A 25549-nucleotide genomic window follows, 5' to 3' on the forward strand; every position below is an offset into this window, starting at 1 on the left:
GCTCTGAGGCAGGCAGGGGGAGGTCTATTCTAGAAACTCGGCCCAGGGAACTTAAGTTACAAAACCTGTTTATAACGCCCGTACACTTTCCAAAAGATGGAGATAAGGGCTATATACCGTGCTTTCGAAAGCTGGATAGATCGAGAGCCTTCCATGGACAAGTACGACCGCATGCTCCTGGCCAGCCTGCTGGAAAATGGCCGGGCGAGTTACGCCGAGCTGGCACGCAAGGTGAATCTCTCGGCACCGGCGGTGGCCGAACGCGTGGCCAAGCTGGAGGCCAGCGGAGTGATCACCGGCTACCAGGCCAAAGTCGACATGGCCAAGGTCGGCTTGCCGATCCAGTGCGTGATCGAACTGCGCCTGGCCCAGCACGGCAACCAGAAGGCCTATGACGAACTGATCAAGATTCCCCAGCTCACCGAGTGCCACCGGGTCACCGGCGACCCTTGCGTGATCATGCAGGCCGCAGTGGGATCGATGCCGGAGCTGGAGGAGTTGATCAACCGCGTGGCCCAGTTCGGTTTCAGCAAGACCTCCATCGTGCTCTCCAGCGCCATTGAACGGCGCGTGCCCCTGGGGCAACTGGAAAGCAAATGAACCTCGGGGCTCAGAACCCGCGGTGGCGCTTGAGGTGTTCGGGGACTTTGGCCGCGGGAACCTTCTGCAGTTTGCACAGGAAGTCATGGGACAGCTCGCGCAGGCCATGCTTGTGCCTCAGTTCGCCGGCCAGGTGGGCCACCAGGTTGGCTGCCATTTCCGCATCGGCCATGGCCCGGTGAGCCTGGCCGGTGTGCGGCAGGCCGGCGAATGAAGTCAGGGTGCCCAGCTTGTGATTAGGAGCCGCCGGCATCAGGCGCCGCGCCAGCAGCAGGGAACAGGCGAAGTTCTGCAGGCGGGTGCGCTTGATCCGGCCCAGCTCGAAATCCCAGAACTTCTGGTCGAAGGCCGCGTTGTGCGCCAGCAACGGCGTGATGCCGACGAACTCGTTGACCTCGTTCATCACCTGCTCTGCCGGGGGTGCGCTGCGCAACATGGCATTGCTGATGCCGGTCAGTTGCTCAATAAAGGCCGGCACCCGCACGCCGGCATTCATCAGGCTCTGGTAACGCTCGACGATGCGCCCCTGCTCAAGGATCACCACGGCGATTTCCGTGGCCCGGCAACTGCTGCTCGGGGAGATCCCGGTGGTTTCAAAGTCGATGACGGCAATGCGTTCCAAACCTGTCCTGCTCCGTATGAAAATTGATCAGCTTTTAAGCAGCAAGGCGCCTTCGATCGGCACATAGCGCGTAGCCGCGCGAATCAGCGAATTGGCGGTCAGCCCAGGCACCCCATAGGCCACCGCGCTGACCCCGTGCTTGTGGATGATGCGCTCCAGCAGCAGGTCGAAATCACCGTCGCCGGAAGCCAGCACCACTTCGTCGACATGGGCCGCAGCGTCCATGATGTCGATGGTGATGCCCACGTCCCAGTCGCCCTTGGCCGAGCCGTCGCTGCGCTGGATGTAGGGCTTGAGTTTTACCGTGAAGCCCAGGTTGCGCAGGATCTGCTGGAACTGCTGTTGCTTGCTGTCACCACGGTCGATGGCATAGGCATAGGCTTCGACTATCTGCCCTTGCTTGCTGATATCCGCCCACAGCGCCGCATAGTTGAAGTGGCAACCATAGGCCTGACGAACGGTGTAGTAGAGGTTCTGGACATCGGCGAACACAGCGATTTTCTTCACCGCTAATCCTCATGGCGCAGCAGCGCAAGGGCTGGATCGGGCCTCAGGCCCCGAAAAGTCGCCCAGTATGCCAGTCGCAGGGATTGTTCCGCGAATAATCGGTCCGGGGCAGGTGTCTGCCCCGGACCGACGCAGGTCAGACGAAGGAGTCGTCGTCGGAGAAGAACGAGCTGTCGTCGTTGTCGTAGTCGGCGTTGCTGAAGCCACCCTGGTCGTTGTTGCCCCAGGAGTCGTTGTTGGCCAGGCGCTGGTCGTCATTGCCCCAGCCGCTGTTGTCGCTGGCCGGCGCCGGTTCTTCCTTGATGACTTCGACGATTTCCTGGGGCTGCTGGTTGTTGTGGAACAGGCTGCTGATGCCCTGGGCCAGCATGACCCCGCCCGCAACGCCGGCGGCAGTTTTCAAGGCGCCGCCCAGGAAACTGCTACCCGCCGCCGGTGCCTGCTGCGGTGCATAGTTCTGTGGCGGTGCGGCGTAATTCTGCTGCGGCGCGCCGAAGTTCTGTTGCGCGGGGGCGCCAAAGGAAGAGCGCGCCGGTTCACGCCAGCCACCACCGGACGACGGCGGCGGCGCGCTCTGGCTCGGTGCCGGCTGTGGCTCGCGGGAACCGCCGAAGATGCTCGACAGGAAACCGCCACCGGCCGCCGGTGCCGGAGCACTGGCCTGGGCCCGGGCCTGTTGCAGGTCAGCCTGCAATTGCTGGACTTGCTGGGTCAGCTGCTGGTTCTGCTCGTTGAGGCTCTTGAGTGCGGCCTCCTGCACCAGGATCGCCTGGGTCATGAAATACCCGGCCGCAGGCTGGCGGGTCAGATGCTCCTTGATCCGCGCCTCTGCCTGGGCGTCGCGCGGGGCTGAATCCGTTTCGGCTTGCTGCAACCGTGAAAACAGTCCATCGATCAGGGTTTGCTCTTGGTTGTTCATGGCGACCTCTTTAGATTGCCGGTAGAAATCTGGTCCGCCGCTCGGACAGAGCGGTGGTACGCACCAGTTATGGGGCTGGTGCGACGACTTTCAATGGTCTTTACCCAAGGTTTACGTTTGCTCGGGCGGGGCCTGCATCGGTTAAAGTGTGCAACCGCTTCTTCAACTGCGATCTCATCGAATGAATCCGTTAGATGTACTGCGTGACTCTCTGTATTTCTTCCAGCGCAACCTCGGGCAGATCGCCCAGCTGTGCCTGCCGCTGGTGATTCTCGAAGCCTTGCTGCAACAAGGGGTCAACAGCGCCCTGGGCCCCGATACCTTCCCGGGCTACAGCGTGGTGGTGGGCCTTCTGGTGTATCCGTTGTACACCGGTGCGCTGATCTTGTTTCTCGACGCCCGCACCCGGGGCGAGTCGCCGCGTACCCGGGACCTGCTGGCCATGGCCCTGGCCCTGTGGCCGCGTTTTGCCCTGCTGACGGCGGTCAGCACCCTGCTGATCCTGGTGGGGTTGTCGCTGTATTTCCTGCCGGGGCTGTGGCTGATGGTGGTACTGGCTTTCGCCGAGTACCTGCTGGTGCTCAAGGGCATGGCGCCGCTGGCGGCCATCAGTGAAAGTTTCCGCCTCAGCCGTGGGCACTTCCTGCGGATCCTGGTGTGCATCCTGGCGGTAATGACCCCGCTGTGGCTGCTCAAGGGTGCCAGTGAAGCGGCCTATTCCGAACCGCTGAACCCGCTGCTGTCCCTGGCCATCGACAGCGCCTACAGCTTCCTGCAGCTGTTCACCAGCGTGGTGCTGTTCCGCCTGTTCATGCTGATCAGCGAGCAGCCGGACAAGCGCTGAATCCTCCCCCGGCCGCTCTGCCCCTTGGGTGACGGCCGTGCTCTCGGTTATGCTCCGGGGCCATCCTGCAACGCCATAAGCCGAGCCGATGATCCGTCTACTTCGCATCACCCTGTTGAGCCTGTTGTTGATCGGTCTGGTGCTGGCCGGGCTGGTCTACAACCTGACCTGGCGCCCGGAAGCCAAGGAAAGCCTCGCTGTCAGTTGCAGTGCCCAGGCCGCGCCGCTGGTGCCGGGCCAGGCCCTGAAAGTGATGACCTGGAACCTGCAGTACCTGGCGGGTAAGCGCTATGTGTTCTGGAACGACCAGGCACAGGGCGAGGACGAGCAGCCGACCCTGGAGGACATGGCCTTCAGCCTCGACGAAGTGGCTCGCGTGATCCGCGACGAACAACCGGACCTGGTGCTGCTGCAGGAAGTGGACAACGGCGCCAAGGCCAGCGCCTACCAGGACCAGCTCAAACTCCTGCAGGAACGCCTCACCGATCTCTACCCCTGCAGCACCCAGGCGTACGACTGGAAAGCCGATTTCGTACCATCGCCGCATATCTTCGGCAGCGTCGGCCGACAACTGGCCACCCTCAGCCGCTATCGCATCGACCACGCCGAACGCCTGCAACTGCCCACAGCCGAACACGGCTTCATCGGCCGGCAGTTCCAGCCCAGGGAGGCCCTGCTGCTGAGCTACCTGCCCCTGAACGACGGCGGCCAGGTGGCGGTGCTCAATACCCATCTGGAACGTGCTCGCACGCCTGGCCAGACGCAATCAAGGCAGGTCGCAGCCATTGGCAAAGTCCTGGATAAACTCGAAGGCCGCGGCACGCCCTGGCTGATTGGCGGGGATTTCAACCTGTTGCCCCTGGGCCAGTACCAGCGACTGAGCGACGTGCAACGGGCGCCCTACAGTGCCGACAGCCCGCTGCACCTGCTGTGGGACAAATACCCGATGATCCCCAGCAACACCCAGGCCAGCGGCGTCGACCGCGCACATTGGCTGACCCACTACCCCAACGACCCGAGCCTCGACGGCCCGGATCGCACGGTGGACTACCTGTTCTACAGCCCGCGGCTCAAGCGAGTCGAATCCCGGGTGCGCCAGGACGACACCTTGCGCATCTCCGACCACCTGCCGGTGCTGGCCCGTTTCCTCTTGCCGGCGCAATAAACCCCAGAGCGGCTACAGGGCAGTACGGGAGTTCGGGTTATTTGCGCGGTTTGACCCGCGCCGTGGCTTCGGCGATCAGCGGGTCATCCGGCCAGTAGTGCTTGGGGTAACGGCCCTTGAGGTCCTTTTTCACCTCGGCGTAGGTGCTGCGCCAGAAGTTCGCCAGATCCTGGGTGACCTGTACCGGACGTCGTGCCGGAGACAGCAGGTGCAACTTGACCACCTGGCGGCCACCGGCAATGCGCGGTGTTTGCGCCAGGCCGAACAGCTCCTGCAGGCGTACTGCCAGGATGGGTGGATGCTCGCTGTAGTCCAGGCGAATCGACGACCCGGAAGGCACCGTCAGGTGATGGGGGGCCAGCTCATCCAGGCGCTGAGGCAGTGGCCAGGGCAGCAGGTTGTGGATAATTCCGGCCAGTTCCAGGTTGGCGAAGTGGCTGAGCCGCGAGACCTTGCCCAGGTAGGGCTGCAACCACTGCTCCAGCCCCTTGAGCAAGGCCCCGTCACTGACATCCGGCCATTGGCTGGTGCCCATGGCCTCCAGGTCCAGCTGGCGCAGCAACGCTACCCGGGCCTGCCACTGGCGCAGCTCCGGGGTCCAGGGCAGCAGCTCCAGGCCTTTGCGCCGGACCAGATTGACCAGGGCCTGGGTGCGGGTGGACTCATCCAGCCCGCTTAGCGGTTCGCGACTGAGCACCAGTTCGCCGACCTTGCGCTGGCGTTCGGCCCGCAACACGCCTTCGCGCTCGTCCCAATCCAGCTGATCGACTTGCCGCACCTGCTCCGCCAGTACCGAATCGAACAACACCGGATCGAAATCCGCCGCCAGGTAGATGCGCTCCTCGCGCTGCCCCTGGCGGCTGCCCAGGTCGGCGATCACCAGCCAGGGTTGCTTCATCAGGCTGTCAGTTTCGCTGAACAGCGCCGCGCGACCGTTGGCCAGGCGGTATTCGGCACCGCCGGGGCGCCGCTGCTGGGCCACCCGATCGGGATAGGCCAGGGCCAACAGGGCGCCGAGCCAGCGCGGGTGCTCGGGGTCGGCCACCGCAGCCTCGGGCTGCCCGCGCAGATAGCCCCGGTACTGGCGCGCCAGTTGTCGGGCACGCTGCACCCCGCCCTGGGCTCCGCGAGCGGCACGCTCTTCCCCGCCAAGCAGCACCAGGCGGCTGTGCAGGTCGGCGCCGGCGCCGCGCAGGATATCCCGCTCCCCCAGCAGCGCCGCGACATCGCAAGCCATCGGCGCCAACCCCAGGGACTGGCCGCGCAGCAGCAGATGGGCGATGCGCGGGTGAGCCGGCAACTCGGCCATGGCCTGGCCGTGGCGGGTCAGGCTGCCATCGTCATTCAACGCCCCCAGGCGCACCAGCAAGTCCTGGGCCTGGGCATAAGCGGCACTGGGGGGAGCGTCCAGCCATACCAGTTGATTTGGCGTCACGCCCCAGCGCGCCAGTTGCAGGGCCAGTCCGGCCAGGTCCGCCTGGAGGATTTCCGCACTGGCATAGGCGGTCAGTTGCTCCTGTTGATCGGCCGACCACAAGCGGTAGCACACGCCGGGCTCCAGACGCCCGGCACGCCCGGCGCGCTGGGTGGCGCTGGCCCGGGAGATACGCTGGGTATCGAGGCGGGTCATGCCGCTGCCGGGATCGAAACGCGGCACCCGCGCCAGCCCGGCATCCACCACCACCCGCACGCCATTGATGGTCAGGCTGGTTTCGGCAATGTTGGTGGCCAGCACCACTTTGCGCTTGCCCGACGGCGCCGGGTCGATGGCTGCGCGCTGGGCTGCCAGGTCCAGCTCGCCATGCAACGGGCAGAGCAGGATCTCACTGCGCTCACCCAGGGCTTCGGCCAACTGCTGGTGCACCCGGCGGATCTCCGCCTGGCCGGGGAGGAACACCAGCAGGCTGCCGCTTTCATCGTTGAGGGCCTCGAGCACGGTCTGCACCACCCTTGGCTCGATGAATTCACCGGGCTGGAAGGGTCGGCCCCAGCGCTGGGTCACCGGGTACATGCGCCCTTCACTGCGCAGGATCGGCGCATCGCCGAGCAGGGTCGACAGGCGCTCGCCTTCCAGCGTCGCCGACATCAGCAGGATCTTCAGTGGCTGCTCGTCACGAAACAGCTCGCGGCCACTGAGGCTCAGGGCCAGGGCCAGATCGGCGTCCAGGCTGCGTTCGTGGAACTCATCGAAAATCAGCAGGCCGACGCCTTCCAGGGCCGGGTCATCCTGCAGGCGCCGGGTGAGGATGCCTTCGGTGACCACCTCGATGCGGGTACGCGGGCCGACCTTGCTGTCCAGGCGGATGCGATAACCCACGGTCTCGCCGACTTTCTCTCCCAACTCGCTGGCCAGGCGCTCGGCGGCGGCCCGGGCGGCCAGGCGCCGGGGTTCGAGCATGAGGATGGTCTGTCCGGCCAGCCAGTCCTGGTCCAGGAGCGCCAGGGGCACGCGGGTCGTCTTGCCGGCACCGGGCGGGGCTTCGAGCACCGCTTCATGGCGTGTCGCCAGGGCGGTACGCAGTGCAGGCAAAACTTCATCAATTGGCAAAGAATTCATGCTGGCTCCAAAACAGAGGCGCGAGTATAACGGCGAACTGCCTGGGGTTAATCATGGTCTGAGTGCTGATCGACAAGACTCAACACCCCGCTTCATCCCTCGTTGCTTTCGTGCTTGCTAGGAGATTTCCATGCGTATTTCCCACCGTGTCATCGGCGGCGTTCTGGTGGCCACCCTGCTGACCCAACTCACCGCCTGCGGCTCGATCTTCTTCCCCGACCGGCGCGGCCAGATCGACGGCAAGATCGATCCCCTGGTGGCTGTGCTGGATGCCGTTGGCCTGCTGTTCTACGTGATCCCAGGGCTGATCGCCTTCGGCGTCGACTTCGCCACCGGGGCCATCTACCTGGAGCCGGGCAAGACCGCGCAGATCGCGCCGGAAAAACTGCAACAGGCCATCGGCGCCGACGGTAAAGTCGACAACCGCAAGCTGCAGGCCATCCTGGAAAGCGAATTGGGGGGCAACTTCCCCCTGGATGACCCACGCCTGATCCAGCACAAGGGCAGCGTGCAACAACTGGCGCTGTACGGCCTGCAACCTGCTGCCTGATCACTTTTACCCAGGAACCCGCCATCGATGACCGCCAACTCGGAACACGCCCGCCTCCTGCGCCTGGCCACCCGCGCCTCGGTCACCGTGGCGGGGATACTGATCGTGACCAAGGCTGTCGCCTGGTGGCTCAGCGGCTCGGTGAGCATGCTCGCCGGGCTCACCGACTCGGTGCTGGACGGTTTCACCTCGCTGCTCAACCTGCTGGCAGTGCATTACGCCCTGCGCCCGGCAGACGACGACCACCGCTATGGCCACGGCAAGGCCGAGTCCCTGGCGGGCATGGCCCAGGCATTGTTCATCGCCGGCAGCGCGGTTCTGATTGCCTTCCAGGCGGCGCAACGCCTGCAACATCCGGAACCGGTAGGCGCGCCCTGGCTGAGCATCGGGGTGATCGTCCTGTCGCTGGCGCTGACCATCGCCCTGCTGCTCCTGCAGCACCGGGTGATCCGGGCGACCGGCTCCAATGCAGTGCGCGCCGACTCCCTGCACTACCGCTCCGACCTGATGCTCAACGGCAGCATCCTGCTGGCCCTGGTGCTGGCGGCGTTCGGCCTGCATCAGGTGGACGCCTGGTTCGGCCTGGGGATTGCCGTCTACATTCTCTGGAGCGCGATCCAGATCGCCCGGGAGAGCTTCTCGGTGCTGATGGACCAGGAGCTGCCACCGGACGTCAGCCAGCACATGCTGGAGCTGGCGTGCAGTGTGCCGGGAGTACTGGGGGCCCATGACCTGCGCACACGGATTTCCGGCAGCCACTGGTTTGTCCAACTGCACCTGGAATTACCCGGGGAACTGACCCTTTCGGTGGCCCATGGCATCAGCGACCAGGCCGCCGATGCCATCCAGAAGGCCTATCCACGGGCCGAAGTGCTGGTGCACGCCGACCCGCAGGAAGTGGTGAAGGCAGCCAGGGCTCAGTAGGTCACCTGATAGCCCCGTGAGCTCAAGCAGTTGCCCTGGGCCTGGCGGTAGGCCTGGACCACTTGCGGGGCCGGCTGATAGGTCACGCTCGCAGGATCGAAGCCGCTCTGCTGCACCGCCCAGCGATAGCAGTCGTAACGGTCCTGGTCGATCTGCTGCGGCGACTGGCCGTTGACCGGGTAGGCCAGCACGTCATAGCCATTGCCGCTCTGCTGCGGGTCCGCAACCGGCACGCCGGCAGGTGGCTCGACCACCACGTACTGCTGGGTGTTGGCTTCGTAGGTGTAGTAGGCCCCTGCCGCCAGAAAGAACAGCGCGCTGCCGATCCAGACTTCCCGCGCATAGTCGGGCAGGTACGTCACGCGAATGCCATAGGGCGGGCGCACCACCACATAGCGCGGGCCTTGCGGGCGGTACCAGTAACCACCGGAAAAAAAGTAATCCTGGCCGCGATAGGCGACCCGGTCATTGCGCCCGGGGAAGCGGTCGATCACATACCCGGGGCGGTACTGCGGCCCGGGGCCCCAGCCATTGCCATGGCCATCAGGGCGGCCCGGCCAGCGGTAGTCGTTGGGATGGCCGCCACCTGGCCGAGAGCCCGGGCCGCCAGCCTGCCAATGCTGGTTGTAGTCGTTGCGCCGGGGAATGTCCTGATAGTAGCCACGCTGTGGCTCCTGGGTCTGGCGCACGGTGTCGGGGCGGCCCTGGATCGGCAGGTTGTTTGGCTGCTGCACCTGGGGTTGTGGCACAGGGGCCGGGCGAACCTGCTGATTGGGATCGTGCTGAGGCCGGTTCTGCCACTGCCCTCCCGGGTTCTGGCCGTTGTGCTCGAACTGACGGCTGTTATCGCCGCGAATGATTTCATTCTGCGGCCGCTGTGGCTGCGCACTGGGTGGTGGACGGTTGGGAACATTGGCGGGCCGCGGCGGGGCATTTTCCGGGCGGCCCTGGCCTTGATGCTCTCGCTGCTCGCCCCCGGGAGCGCCATGCTGCGCAGGCGGCCGATTCTCGTCTCGCTCATCGGCGAGCAACTGAGCGTTGACGCTCAGGCACAACACACCAACACCTGCCATACGCCAGATGCGCGACTTCATGCTATTCCTCACTGCGGATAGGGGGGGCCTGTACATAAGACTGAAAAAGCCCTGGGCGGTTCTGCATCAGGTTATCAGTCACGAGACTTATTTCGCAGGCAATAAAAAAGGGCGGCCCGTCGGCCGCCCTTTGAGATTTTGTCCGTGCTCGGCGCTTTTGACACCGGCTCACCTCACTCCGTCTTCTGGACAGTGTGTAGCCCGGGGGCCGGCTCAACCCTGTGGGATTGGCGGCCGCGGCAGGCCTGATTCGGCGGGCCGCAGTGGACTCTATGTCCGGGCAGTGATTCTGGTGATAAGAATAGGCGCGCAGCGAAGACAGAGGATTGCGAAGATTGCTTGTAAAAACACCACTTGCGCAATTTTTAACTCAAGATAGATAATTAAACGCAATAGTTACGACAAAGGCCTGATTGATGAGCAAACTCGACCGCTACGACCTGAGCATTTTGGCGGAGTTGCAACGCGACGCCCGTATCTCCAACCAGGAACTGGCCGAGCGCATCGGCCTGTCGCCCTCCCCTTGCTCGCGCCGGGTCAAGCAGCTGGAGGACGATGGCTACATTTCCCGCCAGGTCGCCCTGCTGGACCGCAAGATGCTCGGTCTGAGCCTGACCGCCTATGTCCTGATCGGCATGGACCGGCACACGCCGGAACGCTTCGAGAATTTCGAAGCCGCGATCCGCAGCCTGCCCCAAGTGCTGGAGTGCAGCCTGGTGACCGGGGTCGATGCCGACTACCAGCTCAAGGTGGTGGTACCGGACATGGACCATTACCAGAAGCTGCTGCTCGGCCATCTGACCCGTATCGAGGGCGTGACCAGCGTGCGTTCGAGCTTCGTGCTCAATCAGGTGCTCAACAGCACCGAACTGCCGCTGACCCACCTGCGCAACTGAATCCCGGCCCCCGCTGTGGCGACATAACGCATGCAGATCAATGCTTGGGCCGCGGGCGTTGGCGTATACTCGCCCGGCATTTTTTGCCCTGCCTGCACTGGAGATGAGTGATGGACCCAGCAGTATTCGAAGAGTGGATGATGACCGGCCTGGTCAGCATCCTGATCATTTTCATGGGTTTCATCGTCTGGGACCTGGCCAAGAAGTCCAAGGCCGGGCGCTTCGGCTCGTTCATCCTGTTCTTCGTGCTGGGCCTGGGCGTTGCAGCATTCATCATCAAGAGCGTGGTGATCGGCCTGATCGAGTCCGGCGCCTTATAAGCGCGCCGCCACCTCTTTCCACTGGCCCTGCTCCAGGCCATCCAGGGTCCAGTCGCCGATCCTGACCCGCACCAGGCGCAAGGTCGGTAGCCCCACCGCAGCGGTCATGCGCCTTACCTGGCGGTTGCGCCCCTCGCGTATCACCAGCTCCAGCCAACTGGTGGGCACGCTCTTGCGAAAGCGCACCGGCGGGTTGCGCGGCCATAGCGTCGGTTCTTCGAGCTGACGCGCCTCGGCCGGCAGGGTCATGCCGTCATTCAACTGCACACCTTCGCGCAAGCGCTGCAACTGCTCGGCACTGGGCTCGCCCTCGACCTGCACCCAATAGGTCTTGGCCAGCTTGTGCTTGGGATCGGCGATGCGCGCCTGCAACTGCCCGTCATTGGTCAACAGCAGCAACCCTTCACTGTCGCGATCCAGGCGCCCGGCCGGGTAGACCCCGGGAACCGCAATGAAGTCCTTGAGCGTGGCCCGCCCCTCGCCATCGCTGAACTGGGTCAGCACATCGAAAGGCTTGTTGAACAGGATCAGCTTCGGCTCGACCGGCGCGGCCTTGGCCACACGCTTGGCGGGAGAGGAGGAAAACGGTTTGGCGCCAGGGCGGCGGGAAGCGGGACGGGGCGGACGGGACATGGGAGCAGGAACATTCAGCGATCAGGACCGACAATGCTAGTGGCCTGACCGCCAAATGACCATGGCTTAAACGCTTAGCGGAAAGGCGGCTCGTCGAAGCTGCGCAGTTTGCGCGAGTGCAGGGAGTTGAGCTCGCTGCGCATCAGGTCCACCGCTTCGATACCGATCTTCAGATGCTGGCTGACCGCACGCTCATAAAAGGCGTTGGCCGCGCCCGGCAACTTGATTTCACTGTGCAATGGCTTGTCCGAGACACACAGCAAGGTGCCGTACGGCACCCGCAGGCGATACCCCTGGGCGGCGATGGTGCCGCTTTCCATGTCCACCGCCACGGCCCGGGACAGGTTGATCAGCGGACGTTCTTCGGCCCAACGCAACTCCCAGTTGCGGTCGTCGTAAGTCAGCACGGTGCCGGTGCGCAGGCGTTTCTTCAGTTGTTCGCCCTTTTCCCCGGTGACATTGGCCGCCGCCTGCTGCAACGCCAGCTGGACTTCGGCCAGGGCCGGAATCGGAATGTTCGGCGGCACCACGCGGTCGAGAATGCCGTCGCGCCGCATATAAGCGTGGGCCAGCACGTAGTCGCCAATGGTCTGGGACTGCCGCAGGCCGCCGCAGTGGCCGATCATCAGCCAGCAATGCGGACGCAGCACCGCCAGGTGGTCGGTGATGTTCTTGGCGTTGGACGGGCCGACACCGATATTCACCAGGGTCACACCGTGGCCATCGCTGGCCTGCAAGTGGTAGGCCGGCATCTGGTAGCGGTGCCAGACCACACCGGCGGCGATGGCCGAGGCCTCGCCGTGATCCATGCTTTTCTCGATGATCACGTTGCCCGGCAGGACCATGCGCACAAAGCGCGGATCGCTGCGCAACTGCTCCAGGCCATGAACGATGAACTGGTCCACATAGCGGTGATAGTTGGTCAGCAGGATCCACGGCTGCACATGACGCCAGTCGCTACCGGTGTAGTGCACCAGGCGCCGCAGGGAGAAATCCACTCGCGCGGCATCGAACAGCGCCAGGGGCAGCGGATGGGTATTTTCCCAATCGTAGAGGCCATCGGCGATGCCATCGGTGGCGGCCGACAGGTCGGTACTCGGGAACACCCGCGCCAGCGCCGCAGCGGTCACGCCGGAACCTGCCAGCTCGTCGCCCTGCTCCACGACATAGGGATAAGGAATGTTCTGCTCACTGACGCCCACTTCCACCGTCACGGTGAAGTCGTGCATCAACGGCACCAATTGTTCGAGCAGGTAATTACGGAAGGCTGCAGGATGGGTCACGGTGACACTGTAGGTGCCCGGCAACTGGACCTTGGCATAGGCCCTTGTGGTCTGTGGGACTTCGCCGTGGCAGTGGTAGGTCAGGCGCAACTCAGGGTAGCGAAACAGTGCTCGTTGCTCGGCATCCGGCTCGACCCGGTCCTTGAGATAACGCTTGAGCGCCTGGCTCAGCGCCGTGGTGGCCCGCTCATGCAGGGCGGCAAGCCGGTCCACGGCTTGCTCGGCGGTTTGAACGACAATAAAAGCTTCGGTCACGATAAGCATCCTGTGTTCTGAACTTGCAGGCGTTCATCTTGCCTGCAAGACCGTCCCACGGGAACAGCGTAATCACCGCTGGCGCCGGGAAGCCGGCGCCGGGGAGGGTCAGAAGCCCTGAGGGGAGGAGCGGGCGACAATGGCCGCCACGTCCAGGCCACGCGGCAAGGTGCCGTAGACCCGCCCGCCCTGGCCGCCCAGGCGGCTGGCGATAAAAGCGTCGCTGACCACCTGGTTGCCGGCTTCCAGCAAGAGCTTGGCCTGCAGGCCCAGGGCAATGTCCTCGGTGAGTTGACGAGCACGGTATTGAATGTCGCCGGTGTCCTTGAAGCTCTCCTTCAGCCCGTTGATATGGGCGGCCAGGCGCTTGTCGCCATGGCCATCGCCCAATTCGGCGAACAAGGCGTCCAGCACGCCCGGCTCCTTCGACAAGGCTCGCAGCACATCCAGGCATTGCACGTTGCCGGAACCTTCCCAGGTGGAGTTCACCGGCGCCTCGCGGTACAGCCGTGGCAGGATGCTGTCCTCGACGTAACCGGCACCGCCCATGCACTCCGCCGCCTCGTTGATCATCGCCGGGGCCCGCTTGCAGATCCAGTACTTGCCCACCGCCGTCACCAGCCGGGAAAACTTCGCCTCCTGGGCATCGTCCAGATGATCCAGGGCCCGCCCCATGCGCATGCTCAGGGCCAGGGCCGCTTCGCTTTCCAGGGCCAGGTCGGCCAGCACGTTCTGCATCAGGGGCTGCTCGCTGAGCACCCGCCCGCCCACGGTGCGATGGGCACAGTGATGGCTGGCCTGGGTCAGGGCCTGGCGCATCAGGGAGCTGGAGCCGACCATGCAATCGAAACGGGTCATGGCCACCATCTCGATAATGGTCGGCACGCCGCGGCCTTCCTCGCCGATCATCCAGGCCAGGGCACCGCGGAACTCCACTTCGCTGGAAGCGTTGGAAAGGTTGCCGAGCTTGTTCTTCAGGCGCTGGATATAGAACTGGTTGCGCGTGTCATCGGGACGGTGCCGGGGCAGGAGGAAGCAGGTCAGGCCCTTGTCGGTCTGGGCCAGGGTCAGGAAGGCATCGCACATCGGCGCCGAACAGAACCATTTGTGGCCCACCAGCTCGTACGCCTGCCCGGGGCCGCCAGCCCCCACCGGGTAGGCCCGGGTGGTGTTGGCACGCACATCGGTGCCGCCCTGTTTCTCGGTCATGGCCATGCCGATGGTCAGCCCGGCCTTGTGTTGCATGCCGACATTGCGCGGGTCGTACCGGGTGGCAAGGATCTTGGGCAGCCACTGGTCGGCGATATCAGGTTGCAGCTTCAAGGCCGGTACACAGGCGAAGGTCATGGTCAGCGGGCAGCCGCTGCCGGCCTCGGCCTGGCTGTGCAGATAGGTCATGGAGGCGCGGGCAACGTGGGCCCCCGCTTGCGGATCGGTCCAGGGCAGTGAGGTCAGGCCGGCTTCGATCGCCGCCTGCATCAATTGGTGATAGGCGGGATGAAACTCCACCAGATCGATCCGGTGGCCAAAGCGGTCGTGGCTGGAAAATACCGGTTTGTTCTGATTGGCCAGGAACCCCGCCTCCATCAACGGACCACCGGCCAGGGCGCCATAGGCGTCGACCCGCGACTCGGCCCAACCGGCATCGAAACGGCGCATCCATTGCTGCAGCGGCAGGTCGATCCGATAGAGATTGGCGCCGTCCAAAGCTGGCGGCTGGTTGGTGACTTCGTGGGTTTCAGCGAACTGGTGGAGGTTCATCGCGGGGCTCCTTCAGGGTGTGCCAAGACCCCAGTTAAGCACCGCCCCCACCCCGAACAAAGTGGCATACCTGCCTAAATGTCGGCGCTTTCGCCCTGTTCCACAGAGAGCACATATCTCGACAATGCCGTTTGCAAGGCCTCGAACTTCACCGGTTTAGCCAGATAGTCGGAGCCAGCCCCCGCCGGGCAGCCCTCTTTGCCGGGCACGCAGGCCAGCAGGATGGGCAATTGGGAATAGCCGGGCAGCGCCTGGGCCTGCAAGCGAAACGCCCCCAGTTGCGCCGTGGACATCTCGCCATCGATCAACACCGCACTGACCAGCTCACGCCCGAGCAATTGCAGGGCATCAGTAGGGCTACCGGCGGTGCGCACCTGGTAGCCCAGCTTGAGCAGCATGCCCCTGACCACCAACTGATTGACGTCGTTGTCGTCCACCAGCAGCACGGTGCAGTCCCGGGGCAAGCGTCGCGCCACTGCCGCCGGCGAGCGCGGGGCGGGTTCCTGGGCGTCGAACTCCACCAGCAGGCGGAAACAACTGCCCCGGCCTGGCGTGGATTCGTGGGTCAATTGCCCGCCCAGCAACTCCACCAACTGCCGACAGATCGCCAGGCCGATACCCAGCCCGCCATATTCGCGGGTCATGGAACCATCGAGCTGGAAGAAACGCTGATACAGGGTCGCTTCATCCAGGTTGACGAAGCCAATACCGCTGTCGATCACCTCGAAACTCAGGCTGACCCGCTGCGCTGACACGGAACGCGTGAGCACCCGCAGCACCACGCTGCCCGAAGGGGTGAACTTGATGGCATTGTCCAGCAGGCACTCCAGGCAGTGGCTGAGTTTGCAGCGGTCGCCCTGCAAGCGATCGGGCAGCCCGGCGCTCAAGTCAATCTGGAAAGCCAGCGACTTGGCGGCGGCACTGGCGCCGTATTGGGTCTGCAGTGTCGTCAGCAGGGAGCGCAGGCTGAACGGCTGACGCTGGGCGCTGAGCTTGCCGGCCTGCAGCTCGGTCAGGGTCAGAATGCCGTTGACCATGCGCATCATGTCCCGCGCCGAGCCGGCCGCTGTCTGCTGGTATTGCTCCAGCTCCGGATCCAGTTCCAGGGTCTGCATCAGTTCCAGGGAGCCGATGACGCCATTCATCGGGGTCCGCAGCTCATGGGTCAGGGTGGCCAGGAATTCGTCCTTGAGCCGGTTGCTGTGGGCCAGTTGCTGGTTCAGCACTTCAAGCTTCTGCCCGGCTTCGAGCAGTGTCTGGGCCTGTTGCTCACGCATGGCATTGATGCGATCGGCCAGGGCCAGGGACAGCAACGCCACTTCGATCGCCGAGCCGATCTGGCTGGCGTACATGGTCAGGAACACATTCGGCAGGTAACCCAGCACCATCAAGGTGTTGATCACCCCTCCAAACAAAAAGGCCGACCAGGCGATGATGAAATAGCGTGCCACGCGCAGGCCTCGACACCAGGCGACAATCCCGGCCACGTAGATCACCACGGTGAACACCAGGGCCAGGGTGGTGGCCAGGCGCAATGCCAGGGCATAACTGGTCATCAGTGAAAGCGCCATGACCAGCGCGCCAAAGGCCATCAAGGCCAGTAGCACACGGTCGACCCAGGGGCTGTGGCGGGAAGTCTGCAGGAAGCTGCGGGCGAACTGGCTGCCGAACAAACCTGCCGAACCGATGAAGAACGGTGTCGCGGCATTGGCCCACCAGGGGCTGTCGGGCCAGAAGTACTCCACTGCGGCGCCGTTGACCGACAGCTGATAGAGACCGAAGGAAGCGATATAGACGATGTAGTAGAGGTAGCTGGTGTCCCGCACGCTGAGGTAGATGAACAGGTTGTACACCAGCATCCCCAGCAGCACGCCGTAAATCAGCCCGAGCACATACAACCGCACCGGCTGGGCTTCCAGGTAAGCACTGCTGGACCACAGGCTCACCGGCGCCTGGATCGAGCCTTCACTGGCCAGCCGCAGGTAGACGGTCTTGTGCTCGTGGGGAGAAAAATTCAGGTTGAACAGGTAGTTGTTCTGGCGAATCTCTCGACTGTCGAAGGGCAAGGCATCCCCGGTACGACCCGCCAGGCGATAACCACCAGACTCGTCAGGGACGTACAGTTCAAGGTGGTCCAGAGGCGGATAGGCCAACTCCAGCAACCAGCTGCGTTGTGCGCTCGGGTTGGCGGGGCGATAGTCGAGGTCGATCTTCAGCCAGAACGCCGAGCGCGAATAACCGGCGTTGAGGGTGTCTTTGTCGTGGGGTCTGAATTGTTCAGCCAGAGGCCCCGAGCTGACATCGGCAATGGTCGCCTCACCCCCCGCGTCTTCGAGTACTTGCATCACTCGGCCCAAGGGCAGGCGTTGAGTGAACTCGTCGAACTCGGCGGCGCCAGCCAGCATCGGCAAGCTCAACAGCAACATCAGCAAATAGTGCATAAAGCCCCAGCGTGGCTTGTCCGGTGGTGTCAGGAAGTCCCCCATTTCCCTTGAGCAGACGTAGAACCGGCATGACCTGTTATTGATTTGAATCCACTCTAGCATAGCCGCTGATGGCCATTGAACACCATTGTAAGTTTTAGTCTAAAGGCTCTAGAACGGGGCTTTCAGCGCAATCCAGCGGGCTAGAGCTGTTGCTTCGGTCAAGTGGGCTGGCCGGCGCCAGATCGCCCCTCTCTTATATGTCGAGCGCCGCGAAAAAAAACGTTTGGTGGTAAGCTCGCCGCCCATGAATATCTACAGCTCTCGCCCCGTTGTCCTCTGTCTCTCCGGCCACGACCCCAGTGGTGGCGCCGGCCTGCAGGCAGATATCGAAGCCCTGCTGGCTCAGGGTTGTCATGCAGCTCCGGCTGTCACCGCATTGACCGTGCAGGACACGGTCAATGTCAGCGACTTCCGCGTCCTGGATCGCGAGTGGGTATTGGCCCAGGCCAATGCCGTGCTCAACGACTCCACGGTAGCGGCGGTCAAGCTGGGCATGCTCGGTTCCCTGGAGATGGTCGACACCGTGGTCGAGCTGCTCCAGGCCCACCCGCACCTGCCAGTGGTCTGCGATCCGGTGTTGCGCGCCGGCGGCGGTGGCCGGCTGGGCAAGGATGAGGTCGGCTACGCCATGCGCGAGCGCCTCCTGCCCCTGGCAACCATTGCCACCCCCAACCTTCCCGAAGCTCGAATTCTCGCGGAACTGCCTGAAGGCAGCGCCGACCAATGCGCCGAAAAACTCCTGCCCTTCGTCAAGCATTTGCTGATCACCGGCGGCCACGGCGATGAACACGAAGTCCACAATCGCCTGTACAGCCGTGACGGCCTGCGCAAAACCTATACCTGCCAGCGCTTGCCGGGCAGCTACCACGGTTCCGGCTGCACCCTGGCCAGCGCACTGGCCGGCCGCCTGGCCCAAGGTGAACACCTGGCCAGTGCGGTGAAGTCCACCCTGGATTACACCTGGCGCACCCTGCGCGATGCCGAACAGCTTGGCCGTGGCCAGTTCGTTCCGCGCCGTTTGCCGCTGGATTTCTGCTCGTAATGTCATGAGGCCTGCTCAATGAAACTACGTGGTCTGTACGCCATCACCGACAGCCAACTGTTGGCCGGCAAGTTTCTGAAGTACGTGGAGGCGGCGCTGGAAGGCGGTGTCACGCTGTTGCAGTACCGCGACAAAAGCGACGACCAGGCCCGCCGACTGCGGGAAGCCGAAACCCTGCTGGCCTTGTGCGAGCGCTACAAGACCCGTTTGATCATCAACGATGATGCCGAGCTGGCGGCGCGTATCGGTGCCGGCGTGCACCTGGGCCAGACTGATGGCCCATTGACCCCGGCCCGAGCCTTGCTGGGCCGCCAGGCGATCATCGGTGCCACCTGCCACAGCCAGTTGCCACTGGCCGAGCAAGCCGCCAAGGAAGGCGCCAGCTATGTCGCCTTCGGCCGTTTCTTCAATTCCACCACCAAGCCCGGCGCGCCTGCGGCCAGCCTGGAGCTGCTGGACCAGGCCCGGGCCAGCCTGCACCTGCCGATCTGCGTGATCGGCGGCATCACCCTGAACAACGCCGCGCCACTGGTGAACCACGGCGCCGACCTGCTGGCGGTGGTCCACGGCCTGTTCGGTGCCGAGAGCGCCGAAGAAGTGACCCGCCGCGCCCGCGCCTTCAACGCCCTATTCAACAGCTGATTTTTGAGAGCCCGATCATGTCTCGTTCCGAAACCCTGTTTGCCAACGCCCAGAAACACATCCCGGGTGGCGTCAATTCGCCTGTCCGCGCCTTCAAGAGCGTGGGCGGCACCCCGCTGTTCTTCAAACACGCAGAAGGTGCCTACGTCACCGACGAAGACGACAAGCGCTATGTCGACTACGTTGGCTCCTGGGGCCCGATGATTCTTGGCCACAGCCACCCTGATGTCCTGGACGCCGTGCGCAAGCAACTGGAACACGGCCTGTCCTACGGCGCACCGACCGCCATGGAAACCGAAATGGCCGACCTGGTGTGCTCCATCGTGCCGTCGATGGAAATGGTGCGCATGGTGAGTTCGGGCACCGAAGCCACCATGAGTGCCATTCGCCTGGCCCGAGGCTTCACCGGCCGGGACAGCATCATCAAGTTCGAAGGCTGCTACCACGGCCACTCCGACAGCCTGCTGGTGAAGGCTGGCTCCGGCGCCCTGACCCAAGGCGTGCCGAGCTCCGCCGGTGTGCCCGCGGCTTTCGCCAAGCACACCCTGACCCTGCCCTTCAACGACATTGCGGCGGTGGAAAAAATGCTCGCCGAAGTAGACCAGGAAGTGGCCTGCATCATCGTTGAACCAGTGGCCGGCAACATGAACTGCGTACCCCCGGCACCGGGTTTCCTCGAAGGCCTGCGTCGCCTCTGCGATCAGCACGGCGTAGTGCTGATCTTCGACGAAGTGATGACCGGTTTCCGTGTTGCCCTCGGTGGCGCTCAGGCCCATTACGGCGTGACACCCGACCTGTCGACCTTCGGCAAGATCATCGGCGGCGGCATGCCGGTAGGCTGCTTCGGCGGCAAGCGCAAGATCATGGAGCACATCGCGCCCCTGGGCCCGGTCTACCAGGCCGGCACCCTGTCCGGCAACCCGCTGGCCATGGCCGCTGGCCTGACCACTCTGCGCCTGATCAGCCGCCCGGGCTTCCACGCCGAACTGAGCGACTACACCAGCCGTCTGCTCGAAGGCCTGCAACAACGCGCCGATGCAGCAGGCATTCCGTTCGTCACCACCCAGGCTGGCGGCATGTTCGGCCTGTACTTCAGCGGTGCCGATGACATCGTCACCTTCGACGATGTGATGGCCAGCGACGCCAACCTGTTCAAGCGCTTCTTCCACCTGATGCTGGAAGGCGGCGTGTACCTGGCGCCGAGTGCCTTCGAAGCGGGCTTCACCTCCATCGCCCACGGCGAGGCCGAGTTGCAGCTGACGCTGGATGCGGCAGAGCGGGCATTCGCCGCCCTGAAGTAAGCGCTGGACGGCGGGCGTGTGAAACATCACGCCCGTTGTAGTCTTTACTTGAATTTTCTCCAGTGAAACCTGGAAATGCTGATGAATCCTTGGGATATAGCGCCCACGCAGCAGAAAAACGAGTAAAGACTTTGTAAGGTGGGCCCTGCTTATTTCATAATGCGCGCTTATTGGGCCCCACGCTGGGCCCCGCGCCCCTCAGAGGTAAGTCGATTCCCATGAACCGCACCGGCCGCGCCCTGACACTGGGCTGCCTGTTGCTCCTTCAGCCCCTGCTCGCGCATGCACAAGCAGGTGGCAACTCGTTGTTGATCCCGGCGCTGGGTCGCTGCACCCTCGATCCCCAGGCTCAGGACCAGGCCGAGGCCCTCACCGCCTGCCAGAAGGCCGCCGACGAGGGGGATGCCGAGGCGCAATACGAGTTGGGCGAGTTCTACTACGAGGGCAAAGGTGCGCCGCAAGATTTCAATCAAGCCCTGAGCTACTTCGAAAAGGCCTCCTTGCAAGGCCATGCCCAGGCGCAATTCAAGCTGGGCACCATGTTCTTCCACGGTGAAGGCGTGCCGGCCAATAACGTGCAGGCTTACATCGTGCTGAAGATGGCTGCGGTCAATGGCGCCGAAGACGCCCTGGACACCGCCGACGAAGTCGCCGAACACATGCAGCGCGACGAACTGGAAGTTGCGACCCAGGTACTGGGACAGATTTTCCGCAAATACCTGATGGAACTGCAGAGCGCCGATGGGCGTTCACCCTTCTCGCCCCTGCCGTAGGCATTTGCGCCTCAGTCGCCGGTGAGCCGGCTTCCACACAGACAACCGCCCTCCCGGAAAGACGGAATCGGCCAGGCTTACTTTTCCGGCATCGGCATCGGGAACGGCATGACATTGCTCACCCCGCGGGCCTCGCTGATCTTCGGCGTACCCAGGCGCTCGACTTCATCGATGCGCACGATCGAATGCATCGGCACAAAGCTGCGCACTACACCTTCGAACTGGGCCTTGAGCTTCTCCTCGCTCGGGTCAACGACCACTTGCGTGCGCTCGCCAAAGACGAACTCTTCCACTTCCAGGAAACCCCACAGATCACTCTGATAGATCTGCTTGGCGTACATTTCGAACACCTGGCCCTGGTTGAGGAAAATCACCTTGTAGATTGGAGCTTCACGTTTGGTCATGGCGGGCGGGTAACACATCGGGGGACAAAAATAGGGCGCGAACTATAGCATAGCTACCCGATGCACAACCCTAGGAACCTGTGGGCATGGCCCCTATAATGCGCGGTTCTTTGAATCACGTGATGATCCCGTCCATGGCCAAGAAGCTTTACATCGAAACCCACGGTTGCCAGATGAACGAGTACGACAGCTCGCGCATGGTGGACCTGCTGGGCGAACATCAGGCCCTGGAAGTCACCGCACGCGCCGAAGATGCGGACGTCATCCTGCTCAACACCTGCTCCATTCGCGAACGCGCCCAGGACCGGGTGTACTCCCAGCTCGGGCGCTGGCGTGAGCTCAAGCTGGCCAATCCGGACATGGTGATCGCCGTAGGCGGCTGCGTGGCCAGCCAGGAGGGCGCGGCCATCCGCGACCGCGCACCCTATGTGGACGTGGTCTTCGGCCCGCAGACCCTGCACCGCCTGCCGGAAATGATCGACGTCGCGCGCATCACCAAATTGCCGCAGGTCGACGTCTCGTTCCCGGAAATCGAAAAGTTCGACCACCTGCCCGAGCCCCGGATCGATGGCCCCAGCGCCTATGTCTCGGTGATGGAAGGCTGCAGCAAGTACTGCACCTTCTGCGTCGTGCCCTACACCCGCGGCGAAGAAGTCAGCCGGCCCTTCGACGATGTGATCGCCGAGATCATCCACCTGGCGGAAAACGGCGTCCGCGAGGTGACCCTGCTGGGCCAGAACGTCAACGGCTATCGCGGCCAAACCCACGACGGGCGCATGGCCGACCTGGCCGAATTGATTCGTGTGGTTGCCGCGATCGATGGCATCGAGCGAATCCGCTACACCACCTCACATCCGCTGGAGTTCTCCGACAGCCTGATCCAGGCGCATGCCGAAGTACCAGAACTGGTGAAGCACCTGCACCTGCCGGTGCAATCCGGTTCGGACCGGATCCTCGCGGCCATGAAGCGCAATCACACCGCCCTGGAGTACAAGTCCAAGCTGCGCAAGCTCAGGGCGGCTGTTCCGGGAATCTGCATCAGTTCGGACTTTATCGTCGGCTTCCCAGGCGAGACGGAGAAGGATTTCCAGCAGACCATGAAACTGATCGAAGACGTCGGTTTCGACTTCTCCTACTCCTTCGTCTACAGCCAACGGCCGGGAACACCGGCCGCCGACCTGGCCGACGAAACACCGGAGGCGGTGAAAAAGGAACGGCTCAACGCCTTGCAGCACCGCCTCAACCAGCAAGGTTTTGAAATCAGCCGACAAATGGTCGGCTCTACCCAGCGCATCCTTGTGACCGACTACTCGAAGAAAGACCCGGGCGAACTGCAGGGACGGACCGAGAACAACCGCATCGTCAACTTCCGCTGTGACAATCCCACGCTGATCGGCCAGTTCGCCGACGTGTACATCGACTCGGCGCAGCCTCACTCGCTGCGCGGCTCCCTGCTGCAATAACCTGGCAGGGAAAAGCCCCAGCAGCCCTTGCTCCGCATAAGAGCTTTCGCACCCAGGCTGCTGGCGTTATCCTTGAATTCATCTTAATTGCCGTTGGGCGGCTAAAAACGACCTTGAACGCACCCATAGAACCTCATCGTTTCATCCTCGAGCCCTTCGAGGCTCGCCGCTTCGCCAATCTGTGCGGGCAATTCGACGAGCATCTGCGCTTGATCGAACAGCGCCTGACGATCGAGATCCGCAACCGCGGCAATCAGTTCGAACTGATCGGCGAACCCAAGCAAACCACCTCCGCGGAAAACCTTCTGCGCCGTCTCTACCGGGAAACCAAGGGCACCGAGCTGTCGCCGGACCTGGTCCACCTGTTCTTGCAGGAGTCTGCCGTGCAAGAGCTGGACAACCCTTCGGTAGCCGATGCCGCCGTGGCCCTGCGCACCAAGAAAGGCATGATTCGCCCCCGCGGCCTGAATCAGCAGCGCTACGTCAAAGAGATCCTCGGCAACGACATCAACTTCGGCATTGGCCCGGCCGGTACCGGCAAGACCTACCTGGCCGTGGCCTGCGCCGTGGACGCCCTGGAACGCGAGCAGGTGCGACGCATCCTGCTGGTGCGCCCGGCGGTAGAAGCCGGCGAAAAGCTCGGTTTCCTGCCCGGCGACCTGGCCCAGAAGATCGACCCCTACCTGCGCCCGCTGTACGACGCCCTGTATGAAATGCTCGGTTTCGAACACGTGGCCAAGCTCATCGAACGCCAGGTCATCGAGATCGCGCCCCTGGCCTACATGCGCGGCCGCACCTTGAACAACAGCTTCATCATCCTCGATGAGAGCCAGAACACCACCGTGGAACAGATGAAGATGTTCCTGACACGGATCGGTTTCGGCTCCACTGCGGTGATCACCGGCGACATCACCCAGGTCGACCTGCCCAAGGGCACCAAGTCCGGCCTGGCCCATGTGATCAACGTACTCAAGGATGTGCCTGGTATCAGCTTCACTCACTTCATGCCCAAGGACGTGGTGCGCCATCCGCTGGTGCAACGCATCGTCGAAGCCTATGAGCGCTTCGAACTGCACGCTGCCGACGAGGCCGCCAAGGCTGCCGCAGACCGAGGCAACCGCCACGATGCTTGAGCTTGACCTGCAGCGCGCCAGCCAACAGCCGGCCCCCAGCGATGAACAGTTCCGCCAGTGGTGCGAGCTGGCCCTGCGCCAGCGCACCGCCGATTCGGAACTGACCATCCGCCTGGTGGACGAAGCAGAAGGGCGTGAGCTGAACCACACCTGGCGTCATAAGGATTACGCCACCAATGTGCTGTCATTTCCTGCCGATGTACCGGATGAGCTGCTGGATATCCCATTGCTGGGGGACCTGGTGATCTGCATTGCGGTGGTCGAGCGCGAAGCGGCTGAACAAGGCAAGGAACTTCAGGCCCATTGGGCCCATCTGGTGATTCACGGCTGCTTGCATCTGTTGGGCTACGACCATATAGATGACGACGAAGCCGAAGAAATGGAAGCGCTGGAACGAACGTTGCTTGCAGAACTGGGTCATCCGGACCCTTATGCAGATGACGAAAGCTGATCAACAACCCCCTGTAACAACCAAGGATTCAGAGCAATCGCTATGAGCGAAGATCGATCGAGCAACGGGCAAAAGTCATGGCTGGGCAAACTGACCCAGGCTTTTGCCCATGAGCCGAAAAACCGCCAGGAGCTGCTGGAGCTGCTGCGCGAAGCCCATCAGAACAAGTTGCTGGACAGCGAAGCGCTGGCCATCGTCGAAGGCGCCATCCAGGTCGCTGACCTGCAAGTCCGGGACATCATGGTTCCGCGCTCGCAAATGATTAGCATCAAGGCGACCCAGACCCCTCGGGAGTTCCTGCCCGCAGTCATCGATTCGGCGCACTCGCGCTACCCGGTGATCGGCGAAAGCCATGACGACGTGATGGGCGTCCTGCTGGCCAAGGACCTGCTGCCGCTGATCCTCAAGGAGAACGGTGACAGCTTCAACATCAAGGACCTGCTGCGCCCGGCGACCTTCGTCCCCGAGTCCAAGCGCCTGAACGTGCTGCTGCGCGAGTTCCGCGCCAACCACAACCACATGGCCATCGTCATCGACGAGTACGGCGGCGTGGCGGGCCTGGTGACCATCGAAGACGTGCTGGAACAGATCGTCGGCGACATCGAGGACGAGCATGACGTCGAGGAAGACAGCTACATCAAGCCACTGCCCAGCGGCGACTTCCTGATCAAGGCGCTGACGCCCATCGAGAACTTCAACGAGTTTTTCGACAGCGACTTTTCCGACGACGAATTCGACACCGTAGGCGGCCTGGTCATGAGTGCGTTCGGCCACTTGCCAAAACGCAACGAAATCACTGAAATCGGCGCCTATCGCTTCCGCGTGCTCAACGCCGACAGCCGGCGGATTCATCTGCTGCGCCTGACCCCCATTTCCCGCTGAGGAAACGGGTCATCTGCCCTCCCCCGCACCGCGATATCGTCT

25 protein-coding genes are annotated in these 25549 nt (G+C 63.2%); 15 read left to right on the plus strand and 10 right to left on the minus strand.

The annotated features are described in order from the left end of the window. The first annotated feature begins 153 nt into the window (after window positions 1–153). The gene (locus AC1RCO_RS24395; RefSeq protein WP_011063630.1) at window positions 154–600 is read left to right on the plus strand and encodes an Lrp/AsnC family transcriptional regulator; all 447 of its coding nucleotides are present in this window, start codon (window positions 154–156) and stop codon (window positions 598–600) included. Window positions 601–610: 10 nt separating this feature from the next. On the opposite strand, the gene AC1RCO_RS24400 is transcribed toward AC1RCO_RS24395, so the two are convergent. The 3 genes from AC1RCO_RS24400 to AC1RCO_RS24410 form a co-directional block, all read right to left on the minus strand. Then, the gene (locus tag AC1RCO_RS24400; RefSeq protein WP_011063631.1) at window positions 611–1222 is read right to left on the minus strand and encodes a 3'-5' exonuclease; all 612 of its coding nucleotides are present in this window, start codon (window positions 1220–1222) and stop codon (window positions 611–613) included. 27 nt (window positions 1223–1249) lie between these two features. Continuing rightward, entirely contained in the window at window positions 1250–1729 is a 480-nt protein-coding gene (locus tag AC1RCO_RS24405) for an NYN domain-containing protein (protein ID WP_011063632.1), read from the minus strand. Window positions 1730–1865: 136 nt separating this feature from the next. Further along, on the minus strand, window positions 1866–2648 hold the full coding sequence (locus AC1RCO_RS24410) for a DUF2076 domain-containing protein (protein ID WP_053154073.1): 783 nt from the start codon (window positions 2646–2648) through the stop codon (window positions 1866–1868). A gap of 181 nt (window positions 2649–2829) precedes the next feature. Here AC1RCO_RS24410 and AC1RCO_RS24415 point away from each other — a divergent pair, with 181 nt between their 5' ends. Both AC1RCO_RS24415 and AC1RCO_RS24420 read left to right on the plus strand, forming a co-directional pair. After that, window positions 2830–3492 (plus strand): hypothetical protein, encoded by a 663-nt coding sequence (locus tag AC1RCO_RS24415; RefSeq protein ID WP_492618129.1) that lies wholly within the window; start codon window positions 2830–2832, stop codon window positions 3490–3492. Between the two features lie 88 nt (window positions 3493–3580). Then, complete coding sequence (locus tag AC1RCO_RS24420) at window positions 3581–4657, plus strand: endonuclease/exonuclease/phosphatase family protein (protein ID WP_342403776.1); 1077 nt, start codon at window positions 3581–3583, stop codon at window positions 4655–4657. A 37-nt stretch (window positions 4658–4694) separates the two neighbouring features. Here the strand turns inward: AC1RCO_RS24420 and hrpB are convergent, their stop codons facing one another. Beyond that, window positions 4695–7214, minus strand: coding sequence for an ATP-dependent helicase HrpB (gene hrpB, locus AC1RCO_RS24425; RefSeq protein WP_492618130.1), 2520 nt, complete (start codon window positions 7212–7214; stop codon window positions 4695–4697). Window positions 7215–7344: 130 nt separating this feature from the next. Here hrpB and AC1RCO_RS24430 point away from each other — a divergent pair, with 130 nt between their 5' ends. Next, a complete protein-coding gene (locus AC1RCO_RS24430; RefSeq protein WP_125062961.1) occupies window positions 7345–7764 on the plus strand; it encodes a polyribonucleotide nucleotidyltransferase in 420 nt (139 codons plus the stop codon). A 27-nt stretch (window positions 7765–7791) separates the two neighbouring features. Then, window positions 7792–8688, plus strand: a complete 897-nt coding sequence (locus AC1RCO_RS24435) for a cation diffusion facilitator family transporter (RefSeq protein ID WP_019093824.1) — start codon at window positions 7792–7794, stop codon at window positions 8686–8688. Here AC1RCO_RS24435 and AC1RCO_RS24440 read toward each other — a convergent pair. Further along, window positions 8682–9782 (minus strand): DUF6515 family protein, encoded by a 1101-nt coding sequence (locus AC1RCO_RS24440; RefSeq protein WP_011063639.1) that lies wholly within the window; start codon window positions 9780–9782, stop codon window positions 8682–8684. The genes AC1RCO_RS24435 and AC1RCO_RS24440 overlap by 7 nt on opposite strands. 416 nt (window positions 9783–10198) lie before the next feature. Here AC1RCO_RS24440 and AC1RCO_RS24445 point away from each other — a divergent pair, with 416 nt between their 5' ends. Together AC1RCO_RS24445 and AC1RCO_RS24450 are read left to right on the plus strand one after the other, a co-directional pair. Next, window positions 10199–10678 carry an Lrp/AsnC family transcriptional regulator gene (locus tag AC1RCO_RS24445; protein WP_011063640.1) on the plus strand — a complete coding sequence of 160 codons (480 nt, stop codon included), beginning with the start codon at window positions 10199–10201 and terminating at the stop codon, window positions 10676–10678. Window positions 10679–10788: 110 nt separating this feature from the next. Next, the gene (locus AC1RCO_RS24450) at window positions 10789–10998 is read left to right on the plus strand and encodes a DUF2788 domain-containing protein (protein ID WP_003228500.1); all 210 of its coding nucleotides are present in this window, start codon (window positions 10789–10791) and stop codon (window positions 10996–10998) included. Here AC1RCO_RS24450 and AC1RCO_RS24455 read toward each other — a convergent pair. The 4 genes from AC1RCO_RS24455 to AC1RCO_RS24470 all read right to left on the minus strand — a co-directional run bounded on the left by AC1RCO_RS24455 (window position 10993) and on the right by AC1RCO_RS24470 (window position 17371). Then, on the minus strand, window positions 10993–11559 hold the full coding sequence (locus AC1RCO_RS24455; RefSeq protein ID WP_161466734.1) for a pseudouridine synthase: 567 nt from the start codon (window positions 11557–11559) through the stop codon (window positions 10993–10995). The genes AC1RCO_RS24450 and AC1RCO_RS24455 overlap by 6 nt on opposite strands. A gap of 146 nt (window positions 11560–11705) precedes the next feature. Continuing rightward, window positions 11706–13178 (minus strand): AMP nucleosidase, encoded by a 1473-nt coding sequence (amn, locus tag AC1RCO_RS24460; RefSeq protein WP_015637154.1) that lies wholly within the window; start codon window positions 13176–13178, stop codon window positions 11706–11708. A 99-nt stretch (window positions 13179–13277) separates the two neighbouring features. Beyond that, complete coding sequence (locus tag AC1RCO_RS24465; RefSeq protein ID WP_065363626.1) at window positions 13278–14930, minus strand: acyl-CoA dehydrogenase family protein; 1653 nt, start codon at window positions 14928–14930, stop codon at window positions 13278–13280. Between the two features lie 74 nt (window positions 14931–15004). Continuing rightward, window positions 15005–17371 carry a hybrid sensor histidine kinase/response regulator gene (locus AC1RCO_RS24470; protein WP_053160197.1) on the minus strand — a complete coding sequence of 789 codons (2367 nt, stop codon included), beginning with the start codon at window positions 17369–17371 and terminating at the stop codon, window positions 15005–15007. 289 nt (window positions 17372–17660) lie between these two features. Here AC1RCO_RS24470 and AC1RCO_RS24475 point away from each other — a divergent pair, with 289 nt between their 5' ends. The 4 genes from AC1RCO_RS24475 to AC1RCO_RS24490 all read left to right on the plus strand — a co-directional run bounded on the left by AC1RCO_RS24475 (window position 17661) and on the right by AC1RCO_RS24490 (window position 21174). After that, complete coding sequence (locus AC1RCO_RS24475; RefSeq protein WP_492618131.1) at window positions 17661–18458, plus strand: hydroxymethylpyrimidine/phosphomethylpyrimidine kinase; 798 nt, start codon at window positions 17661–17663, stop codon at window positions 18456–18458. A gap of 18 nt (window positions 18459–18476) precedes the next feature. Beyond that, a complete protein-coding gene (gene thiE, locus AC1RCO_RS24480; protein WP_492618132.1) occupies window positions 18477–19100 on the plus strand; it encodes a thiamine phosphate synthase in 624 nt (207 codons plus the stop codon). Between the two features lie 17 nt (window positions 19101–19117). After that, on the plus strand, window positions 19118–20401 hold the full coding sequence (gene hemL, locus AC1RCO_RS24485; protein WP_492618133.1) for a glutamate-1-semialdehyde 2,1-aminomutase: 1284 nt from the start codon (window positions 19118–19120) through the stop codon (window positions 20399–20401). 218 nt (window positions 20402–20619) lie between these two features. Beyond that, window positions 20620–21174, plus strand: coding sequence for a tetratricopeptide repeat protein (locus tag AC1RCO_RS24490; RefSeq protein WP_011063648.1), 555 nt, complete (start codon window positions 20620–20622; stop codon window positions 21172–21174). Window positions 21175–21251: 77 nt separating this feature from the next. Here AC1RCO_RS24490 and AC1RCO_RS24495 read toward each other — a convergent pair whose 3' ends face one another. Continuing rightward, on the minus strand, window positions 21252–21578 hold the full coding sequence (locus AC1RCO_RS24495) for a DUF1820 family protein (RefSeq protein WP_007927079.1): 327 nt from the start codon (window positions 21576–21578) through the stop codon (window positions 21252–21254). 134 nt (window positions 21579–21712) lie between these two features. Here AC1RCO_RS24495 and miaB point away from each other — a divergent pair, with 134 nt between their 5' ends. The 4 genes from miaB to AC1RCO_RS24515 all read left to right on the plus strand — a co-directional run bounded on the left by miaB (window position 21713) and on the right by AC1RCO_RS24515 (window position 25507). Further along, window positions 21713–23041, plus strand: a complete 1329-nt coding sequence (miaB, locus tag AC1RCO_RS24500) for a tRNA (N6-isopentenyl adenosine(37)-C2)-methylthiotransferase MiaB (protein ID WP_011063650.1) — start codon at window positions 21713–21715, stop codon at window positions 23039–23041. A 113-nt stretch (window positions 23042–23154) separates the two neighbouring features. Further along, window positions 23155–24174 (plus strand): PhoH family protein, encoded by a 1020-nt coding sequence (locus AC1RCO_RS24505; RefSeq protein WP_011063651.1) that lies wholly within the window; start codon window positions 23155–23157, stop codon window positions 24172–24174. After that, the gene (gene ybeY / locus AC1RCO_RS24510) at window positions 24167–24625 is read left to right on the plus strand and encodes an rRNA maturation RNase YbeY (protein ID WP_011063652.1); all 459 of its coding nucleotides are present in this window, start codon (window positions 24167–24169) and stop codon (window positions 24623–24625) included. Before AC1RCO_RS24505 ends, ybeY begins: the two co-directional genes overlap by 8 nt. A gap of 42 nt (window positions 24626–24667) precedes the next feature. Then, window positions 24668–25507 carry a CorC family transporter gene (locus AC1RCO_RS24515; RefSeq protein ID WP_011063653.1) on the plus strand — a complete coding sequence of 280 codons (840 nt, stop codon included), beginning with the start codon at window positions 24668–24670 and terminating at the stop codon, window positions 25505–25507. Window positions 25508–25549 lie beyond the last annotated feature (42 nt).

This window comes from Pseudomonas sp. GW823-FHT03E05, assembly GCF_058796855.1.

What these genes read in the sequence shown, in the direction of transcription:
- AC1RCO_RS24395 (WP_011063630.1), top strand. Translation starts at nt 154, where the DNA reads ATGGACAAGTACGACCGCATGCTCCTGGCCAGCCTGCTGGAAAATGGC.
- AC1RCO_RS24410 (WP_053154073.1), bottom strand. Translation starts at nt 2,648, where the DNA reads ATGAACAACCAAGAGCAAACCCTGATCGATGGACTGTTTTCACGGTTG.
- AC1RCO_RS24415 (WP_492618129.1), top strand. Translation starts at nt 2,830, where the DNA reads ATGAATCCGTTAGATGTACTGCGTGACTCTCTGTATTTCTTCCAGCGC.
- AC1RCO_RS24420 (WP_342403776.1), top strand. Translation starts at nt 3,581, where the DNA reads ATGATCCGTCTACTTCGCATCACCCTGTTGAGCCTGTTGTTGATCGGT.
- hrpB (WP_492618130.1), bottom strand. Translation starts at nt 7,214, where the DNA reads ATGAATTCTTTGCCAATTGATGAAGTTTTGCCTGCACTGCGTACCGCC.
- AC1RCO_RS24430 (WP_125062961.1), top strand. Translation starts at nt 7,345, where the DNA reads ATGCGTATTTCCCACCGTGTCATCGGCGGCGTTCTGGTGGCCACCCTG.
- AC1RCO_RS24435 (WP_019093824.1), top strand. Translation starts at nt 7,792, where the DNA reads ATGACCGCCAACTCGGAACACGCCCGCCTCCTGCGCCTGGCCACCCGC.
- AC1RCO_RS24440 (WP_011063639.1), bottom strand. Translation starts at nt 9,782, where the DNA reads ATGAAGTCGCGCATCTGGCGTATGGCAGGTGTTGGTGTGTTGTGCCTG.
- AC1RCO_RS24445 (WP_011063640.1), top strand. Translation starts at nt 10,199, where the DNA reads ATGAGCAAACTCGACCGCTACGACCTGAGCATTTTGGCGGAGTTGCAA.
- AC1RCO_RS24450 (WP_003228500.1), top strand. Translation starts at nt 10,789, where the DNA reads ATGGACCCAGCAGTATTCGAAGAGTGGATGATGACCGGCCTGGTCAGC.
- amn (WP_015637154.1), bottom strand. Translation starts at nt 13,178, where the DNA reads ATGCTTATCGTGACCGAAGCTTTTATTGTCGTTCAAACCGCCGAGCAA.
- AC1RCO_RS24465 (WP_065363626.1), bottom strand. Translation starts at nt 14,930, where the DNA reads ATGAACCTCCACCAGTTCGCTGAAACCCACGAAGTCACCAACCAGCCG.
- AC1RCO_RS24470 (WP_053160197.1), bottom strand. Translation starts at nt 17,371, where the DNA reads ATGCACTATTTGCTGATGTTGCTGTTGAGCTTGCCGATGCTGGCTGGC.
- AC1RCO_RS24475 (WP_492618131.1), top strand. Translation starts at nt 17,661, where the DNA reads ATGAATATCTACAGCTCTCGCCCCGTTGTCCTCTGTCTCTCCGGCCAC.
- thiE (WP_492618132.1), top strand. Translation starts at nt 18,477, where the DNA reads ATGAAACTACGTGGTCTGTACGCCATCACCGACAGCCAACTGTTGGCC.
- hemL (WP_492618133.1), top strand. Translation starts at nt 19,118, where the DNA reads ATGTCTCGTTCCGAAACCCTGTTTGCCAACGCCCAGAAACACATCCCG.
- AC1RCO_RS24490 (WP_011063648.1), top strand. Translation starts at nt 20,620, where the DNA reads ATGAACCGCACCGGCCGCGCCCTGACACTGGGCTGCCTGTTGCTCCTT.
- AC1RCO_RS24495 (WP_007927079.1), bottom strand. Translation starts at nt 21,578, where the DNA reads ATGACCAAACGTGAAGCTCCAATCTACAAGGTGATTTTCCTCAACCAG.
- miaB (WP_011063650.1), top strand. Translation starts at nt 21,713, where the DNA reads ATGGCCAAGAAGCTTTACATCGAAACCCACGGTTGCCAGATGAACGAG.
- ybeY (WP_011063652.1), top strand. Translation starts at nt 24,167, where the DNA reads ATGCTTGAGCTTGACCTGCAGCGCGCCAGCCAACAGCCGGCCCCCAGC.
- AC1RCO_RS24515 (WP_011063653.1), top strand. Translation starts at nt 24,668, where the DNA reads ATGAGCGAAGATCGATCGAGCAACGGGCAAAAGTCATGGCTGGGCAAA.